Source organism: Nostoc sp. UHCC 0251, assembly GCF_034932245.1.
Taxonomy (GTDB): Bacteria; Cyanobacteriota; Cyanobacteriia; order Cyanobacteriales; family Nostocaceae; genus Nostoc.
On sequence record NZ_JAYGHD010000439.1, the window covers coordinates 1 to 7,609 of the forward strand.

5 protein-coding genes are annotated in these 7,609 nt (G+C 44.4%); 2 read left to right on the forward strand and 3 right to left on the reverse strand.

The window, feature by feature from the left end; all coding sequences use genetic code 11:
- Positions 1-137: 137 nt before the first annotated feature.
- Together htpG and metH are read right to left on the reverse strand one after the other, a co-directional pair.
- Positions 138-2,129 (reverse strand): molecular chaperone HtpG, encoded by a 1,992-nt coding sequence (gene htpG / locus VB740_RS34745; RefSeq protein WP_323204359.1) that lies wholly within the window; start codon positions 2,127-2,129, stop codon positions 138-140.
- 240 nt (positions 2,130-2,369) lie between these two features.
- Positions 2,370-5,897, reverse strand: coding sequence for a methionine synthase (metH, locus tag VB740_RS34750; protein WP_323204360.1), 3,528 nt, complete (start codon positions 5,895-5,897; stop codon positions 2,370-2,372).
- Between the two features lie 513 nt (positions 5,898-6,410).
- On the opposite strand from metH, the gene VB740_RS34755 reads away from it, so the two are divergent.
- Complete coding sequence (locus VB740_RS34755; RefSeq protein ID WP_323204361.1) at positions 6,411-6,653, forward strand: DUF4126 domain-containing protein; 243 nt, start codon at positions 6,411-6,413, stop codon at positions 6,651-6,653.
- A gap of 73 nt (positions 6,654-6,726) precedes the next feature.
- On the opposite strand, the gene VB740_RS34760 is transcribed toward VB740_RS34755, so the two are convergent.
- On the reverse strand, positions 6,727-6,930 hold the full coding sequence (locus VB740_RS34760) for a hypothetical protein (protein WP_323204362.1): 204 nt from the start codon (positions 6,928-6,930) through the stop codon (positions 6,727-6,729).
- Between the two features lie 207 nt (positions 6,931-7,137).
- On the opposite strand from VB740_RS34760, the gene VB740_RS34765 reads away from it, so the two are divergent.
- A partial coding sequence (locus tag VB740_RS34765) for a leucine-rich repeat domain-containing protein (protein WP_323204363.1) occupies positions 7,138-7,609 on the forward strand: 472 nt, incomplete at its 3' end.

Below are 7,609 nucleotides of genomic sequence, written 5' to 3' on the forward strand. Positions count from 1 at the left end.
AGGGGAAGCAGGGGAAGCAGAGGGGGACAAGGAGAATAACTAATGCCCAATGCCCAATGCCCAATACTTCGGCTTCGCTCAGTACAAGTGCCCAATGCCCCATGCCCAATGCCCAATGCCCAATCTCCCACTTAGCACTATTTACTAGCTTGTTCCGTGAGTTTGGTGAGTACCTCATTCGATCGTTCGACGAAGGATTTCATTCCGTCAGCGTCAAATCCTTTCTGAGACATCAGCGCTAAATCGTAGACGTGTTGGCAAATCAAGTTCACTAACTGATCTGTAGACGATTCACCATCACCTTGAATAATACTACCTTGGTTAAGGTTTGCCAGATTTTGAATCAGCGGGTGGGCAGTATTCACCAGCAAAACGTGATCTTCGGGAAACTCTACTGTCTGCTGCTGCATCATCATGGCGTTCATTTCTCGCATACGGCGGAGAATCTCTGGTAGAAGCACGATCGCAGGTGGTGTACCATGAGGATCGTCTGATTTCAAAGCTTCGGTACGAATGTTGAGTTTGGGTTTGTTGAGGGATTTTTCAAATAACTCTTTGATGCTTTCACTCCGAGTTTTATTTGTCTTGGGATCAACAATTTCCTTATCTTTATCTTGTTCCAGCAAGGTATTATCTAAGTCGGAGTCCACCCGCGTAAACTTGACATCCTGATATTCGCGCTCTAGGAAGTTGATAAAGTGGGTGTCGATGAAGGAGTCCATAAACAGGACTTCCAAGCCTTGATTTTTGTGCAGTTCTATGTATGTTGCTTGGGTCGCTTCATCGGTGCTGTAGAAAACCCGGTTTTCGTTACGTTCTTTGTTGCGTTCGAGATACTCTTTGAGTGTGGTGTAAGGAGCGCTAGGTGCTGAGTTCTCAGAACTAGGTGAAGGAGTGACATCTTGCCAAGCATCCCCGTCTGAAGACTGTACTTCAACCACTGGAGTTTCAGCAGCAACTTTTTCTGTCAGCTTGGCGGTGGTGCGGAAGACAATGATATCTTCAATTTGTTTTTTGAATTTCTCGTCGTTGAGAACGCCGAATTTTACAAAAGTACCAAGGTCTTTCCACGCACTAATGTATTGTTCACGATTATCGCGGAAAAGTTCTTTGAGGCGATCGCCTACTTTTTTGGCAATATAATCACCAATTCGCTTCACGGTGCGATCGCCTTGCAAAGCACTACGCGATACGTTCAGGGGAATATCAGTACTATCGATCACACCCCGCATTGGAGTCAGAAATTGCGGGATAATTTCTTCGCAGTTGTCGCTAACAAAAACTTGATTGCAAAATAGCTTGATCTGTCCTTTTGTAACATCTACATCGGGCCTCATTTTTGGGAAATACAGAATCCCGTTGATGATAAAGGGATAGTCTGTATTTAAATGTACCCATAACAGAGGTTCTTCCTGAAAAGGATACAAATAGCGGTAAAACTCTAAATAATCTTCTTGACTCAGGTTACTTGGAGACTCTCGCCACGGTGCTTTTTGCTTATTTAATACTTCACCTTCCAGTTTTATTGGTACTGGTAAGAAATCACAATAGGTCTTGACAAGATTCTTAATTCGTGCAGACTCTAAAAATTCCTCTTCTTCCCCTTGCAGGCTGAGAGTAATAGTAGTGCCGCGAGTTGTCCGGGACGATTCTTCTAGAGTGAAAGCTGGGGAACCATCACAAGTCCAGTGAACCGCTTGCGCTCCTTCCTGGTATGAAAGGGTATCAATTTCTACCTTTTGCGCCACCATGAAGGAAGAGTAAAAACCAAGTCCGAAGTGGCCAATTATAGGTTGATCTGATTTGCCTTCATACTTATGAATAAATTCTTCAGCACTAGAAAAGGCAACCTGATTGATATATTTCTTAACTTCATCTGCGGTCATCCCGATACCGTTATCGGAGATGGATAGAGTTTTCTTATCTTTATCAATGGCAATTTCAATTTCTGGTTCGCCGATATCTCCAGCGTAATCTCCAGCGCGGGATACCATTTTCAGCTTTTGGATGGCGTCTACAGCGTTGGATACCAGTTCCCGCAAGAAGATTTGGTGGTCTGAGTAAAGCGACTTCTTAATGATCGGGAAAATATTCTCAGTATGAATACTGATAGTGCCTTGTTCTAGCATAATTGGTAATTCTTCGATGTTAGTATCTGAAATGATGATAGTGGTTAATACAGCCTAACCCTCTGTTTCCCAGAATAAACCCGGAGAACAAAGAAGGGCATGATACCAATTAGGATTTTAAAAGCATAGCTTAGGCGATCGCACCTTTTTTGAGCGTTGTTTGCCCCCATTTTCTGATTCGGATTTCCCTACTCCCCATTCCCTCGCCACAAGTGAAGCGAGGGTTTATGGGGTAGGATTCTACGCGCTAAAGTATTTTGCTAATGGGTGGTAAGCAATAATCGCAGTGGTAGACTGTTCTGGATAAAGTTGTTCGCTTTCATCCATATACAAGTTAATTCTGTCAGTCTGCAATAACTCCAGTTGCTTGTATTGGTCTTGGATATTTGGGCAAGCTGGATATCCAAAACTATACCGTGAGCCACGATAGCGTTGTGCTAATATATCCCGGATATTGTCGGGTTCATCAGCAGCAAAACCTAACTCGCGGCGGATTCTGGCATGTGTCCATTCAGCCACAGCCTCTGCCACCTGCACTGCCATGCCGTGGAAATACAGATAATCGGTGTATTGATTGGCGGCAAACAGCTTTTGGGCGAATTCTGTTGCAATCTCCCCTACAGTCACCGCTTGCATGGGGAAGACATCAATAATTCCCGATTCTTTTGGTGCAAAGAAATCTGCTATGCACAGCCGCCTTAAAGACTTCTGTCTGGGAAACTCGAAAGTTGCAACCTGTTGTGATTGGTTCTCTGAATCATATATATGTAGAGAATTTCCCTCAGCTTGACAAGGAAAATAGCCGTAAATCACTTGGGGATGCAACAGATTTTCTTCAATAATTCGCTGTTTCCAAGTTTCTAAAATTGGGTAGACTTTCTCAGCTAAGAAGGCCTGATATTCTTCCTTAGATTGTTCCTTTGGTTTGCGGAATTGCCACTGTCCAGCAACCAAAGCTTGTAAATCTAAGTGCCAGAATATTTCCTCGATGGGAATATCACTAGGCTGCAATAACTTCGTTCCCCAGAAAGGCGGTGTGGGACGTTCAATATCCACAGCCACAGCTTCAGAACGTCTCGTATCTACTACTTTTGGTTCAGCAGACGTTTCTTCAGCAGTCTTAGTTTTTGCTTCTTTGTGACCATTGGTCGAAACTTCAGCCGTTTCGATTTCGTTCAAAAATCCCTGCAAATCTTCCCAGTTACCAGTAGCCTTTGCTGGCATTAATTTATCCATGAAGTGCAAGTCAGAAAAGGCATCTTTGCCATAAACAACTTTACCTTTATAGGTATTTTGGCAATCTTCATAGACAAACTTGGGAGTCAATGCTGCGCCACCTAATATCACGGGGACACTAATTCCCTTTTCGTTGAATACCTCCAAGTTCTCTTTCATGAAGGCGGTGGATTTTACCAGCAAACCACTCATCGCAATACAATCAGCTTTATGCTGTTCGTAAGCGTTGATGATATTTTCTACTGGCTGCTTAATTCCCAGGTTAATCACCTTATAGCCGTTGTTGGATAAGATGATATCCACCAAGTTTTTACCAATGTCGTGGACATCGCCTTTCACTGTGGCGATGATAAAGGTTCCCTTGGCATTGTTGCCTGATTCTGATTTTTCCATGAACGGTTCTAGAAAAGCCACCGCCGCTTTCATGGTTTCCGCAGATTGCAAAACGAAAGGTAGCTGCATTTGTCCAGAACCGAATAATTCTCCGACAACTTTCATGCCATCTAGCAGAAAGGTGTTGATAATTTCTAAGGGGGGATGTTCTTCTAAGGCTTTTTTGAGATGTTCTTCTAAGCCAATGCGTTCGCCGTCGATGATATGGCGCGTGAGACGTTCTGGGATGGGGAGACTTTCATCTAAGGAGCGATCGCGCTTAGTTGTTACCCCGGCAAAGGCTGTGGTAAGCTCTCCCAAGGGATCGTAAACGCAGACGTTACCCTCAAACTTCCGCTCATCATAAATCAACTGCCGACAAATTTCTTGATGGCGGGCGTCAATCTTCGATAACGGTAAAATTTTGTTAGCACTGACAATGGCTGCATCCATTCCCGCCGTTGTCGCCTCGTGCAAAAACACCGAATTCAGCACCATCCGCGAGGCTGGATTCAAACCAAAGGAAATATTGGAAACACCCAAAATCACATGACATCCAGGCAATCCTTCACGAATCCGCCGGATAGATTCAATGGTGGCTTTACCGTTTTCTCGGTCTTCTTCAATCCCGGTGGAAATGGGTAACGCGAGGGTATCAAAGAATATTTCTGTGGGTGGTATGCCGTATTCTACAGCTTGACGGTATGCGCGTTGGGCGATCGCAAACTTTTTGTCTGCTGTCCGTGCCATCCCATCTTCGTCGATAGTACCAATGACTACACCAGCACCGTACTTTTTCGCTAAATCCAACACTTTCAAAAAGCGCGCTTCCCCATCTTCGTAGTTGGTGGAGTTCAGCAAACACTTACCACCGGCAACCTTTAAACCCGCCTCCATCTTTTCCCATTCGGTGGAGTCAAGCATTAAAGGCAGTGTCACATTATTAACAATGCGCGAAACTAATTCGTGCATATCACGCACGCCGTCACGTCCCACATAATCGACGTTGACATCAAGGATGTGTGCGCCTTCTTTTACTTGCGCCCTCGCCATTGAAACGAGTCCATCCCAATCTTCGGCATTTAGTAAATCGCGGCATTTCTTGGAACCACTGGCGTTGAGACGTTCACCAACAATCAAGAAGGAATTATCTTGGTCGTATGGCTGAGTGGTGTAAATTGATGCTGCTGCTGGTTCTAAGCTAGGATGTCTAACTTTTGGCTTCAGACCTTTAGCAAGTTCTGCCAATTGTTGAATGTGTTCTGGACGTGTCCCACAGCAACCCCCGATCACTTGGACACCTAAATCTTCAACAAAATGCATCAATGACATCCGTAATTCCAACGGTGTCAGGCGGTAGTGTGCTTGACCGCCAACGTTCTCAGGTAAACCCGCATTGGGTATACAGGAAACGATGAAAGGTGAATGTTCTGCCAGATACTTGATATGTGGTTTCATCAAGTCTGGGCCTGTGGCACAGTTTAGACCGAGAATGTCAATTGGGTAAGGTTCCAAAATTGTCAGTACAGCGCTAATTTCTGAACCAACCAACATTGTACCCATGCTTTCCATTGTCACAGACACCATCAACGGCCTGCGATCGCCCTTCTTAGCAAACACTTCTTCAATGGCATTCAGTGCCGCCTTAATTTGCAGCACATCTTGGCAAGTTTCCACCAAAAATAAATCGACACCACCATCCCACAGCGCCTCTGCTTGTTCGGCAAAAGTGGCTTTCATGGTGTCAAAGTCAATATGTCCCAAGGTAGGGAGTTTAGTTGTGGGGCCGATAGAACCAGCCACAAACCGGGGTTTTTCTGGCGTGGAAAATTCCGCAGCCACACGCTTCGCCAATTCTGCGGCTGTCTTGCTGAGGTAGTAAGCTTGGTCTGCCAAGTCATATTCTGCCAGCACCAGGGAGGTACTACCAAAGGTATCCGTTTCAATGACATCAGCACCAGCAGCGAGGAAGTCACGGTGAACCTTAGCGACAGCTTCAGGTTTCGTGTGGACTAAGTATTCGTTACAACCTTCATACTGTGGGCCGCCGAAGTCTTCAGCAGTCAGGTTTTGGGTTTGTAAGTTGGTTCCCATCGCCCCGTCGAAGACGAGGACTGGGCTATCTGGACTACGCAGGCGTTCAAGGAAAGAATGAGTCATATTTTCCTAGAATAAATGAGGACATCAAGTGAGTCATGCGATACTCGACTTACTTTATTATTTTCCAAGATTGTGATATTTTCGGCATCTTTTAATAAAGTCTGCTTTGCTGAAACTCACTATTCGCTCATTTTGACCTGATTTTCAAGGTTAGCGACGACAGAATTATGCAAAAGCGCCCTTGTATCATGTCGCTTGATTGCTTATTAAACTCGAAGAACCCCACCCCGCTAAAGCTACGCTTTGTCTCCCTTCACCGTTTGCGACTACGGTGTACACACAAGTCTTGCCGCAGCCATATCTTTATTAATAAATCTTGCACTACGTTTCTATCCCGCCTCGGAATTCAGTTCTGGGCGGGATGTCGGTGAGTGTGACAGTTTCACTGAATTCTACATATAGTCAGATGAAATATTTTTGCCAAGTTTCTTATCTTGGGATCACAGCTTAGAGTTGTCACTCCGTTCAGCTAAAAGATGGAAAAAACACCAAGAGTATAACTTGAGTCCTACTATGGATTTAAATTCTTTGTTCAATCTCAATACATTTATTGAATTATTACTGGGGATTAGTTTGAGCGTGGCGGCTGGCTTTCGAGTATTTGTACCACTGCTAGCATTGAGTGTGGCTTCAGTTTTTGGACATTTTGATTTGCCGACTAACTTTGATTGGGTGGAAACACATCAAGCTGTAATTGTCTTTGCCGTCGCTTGTTTGCTGGAAATTATCAAGAATTTGATTCAATTGATTTGCTGAAATTACAACAGCAGGGCGAACTTTAAACTGTGCCAATCCGTTTGAAGGCATGGGAACTCGACACAACACAACATCACCGCACTGTAAGTTCATCAGCAAATACTTCATCGTAAATATCATTTTCAGGGCTTACCCAATCCTGGTAAGCCTGAGATTGAACAGCAGGATTAACAGATTTTTCGCCATTCTTGAAAGAAAGAGCTAAATCAAGCAATGCTGATAACTGCTCATCATTCAGTTGTTCAATCAGACTTAGAAGTTCTTGACGAATATTCATGAAATTGCCGACTGCTAAATATATTCAGTGTATCCCATAAGGCGATCGCCTGTAGCGTTGGTGGTGCGGGCTACACCTACGCACCCTTCTAATTTAAACATTACAACCCTTTCTACGTAAGTAGAACACATTAATCTAGCCCCATTCCTTATGACCTGCGATACACTAATCTGGTAAATATCGCTACAGAGTTGGTGAGGTTTGCAGGTGACAAACAAAGAATTGTTGCAAATTATTGAACAAGCTGCCAGGGAAAAGGAAACGGTGCTATACCTCAATAACAATCAACTTAGCAGCTTGCCGCCAGAAATCTGCCAACTCTCCAACTTGACTGAGCTATCCCTCAATAACAATCAACTCAGCAGCCTGCCGCCAGAAATCTGCCAACTCTCCAACTTAACAAGGCTAGACTTCTCTGCCAATCAACTCATCAGCCTGCCGCTAGAAATCTGCCAACTCTCTAACTTGAATTGGCTATCCCTCTATAACAATCAACTCAGCAACCTGCCGCCAGAAATCTGTCAACTCTCCAACTTGACTGAGCTATCCCTCCATAACAATCAACTCAGCAGCCTACCGCTAGAAATCTGCCAATTCTCCAACTTGACTTGGCTATACCTCGAGAACAATCAACTCAGCAACCTGCCGCCAGAAATCTGCCAACTCTCCAACTTGAATT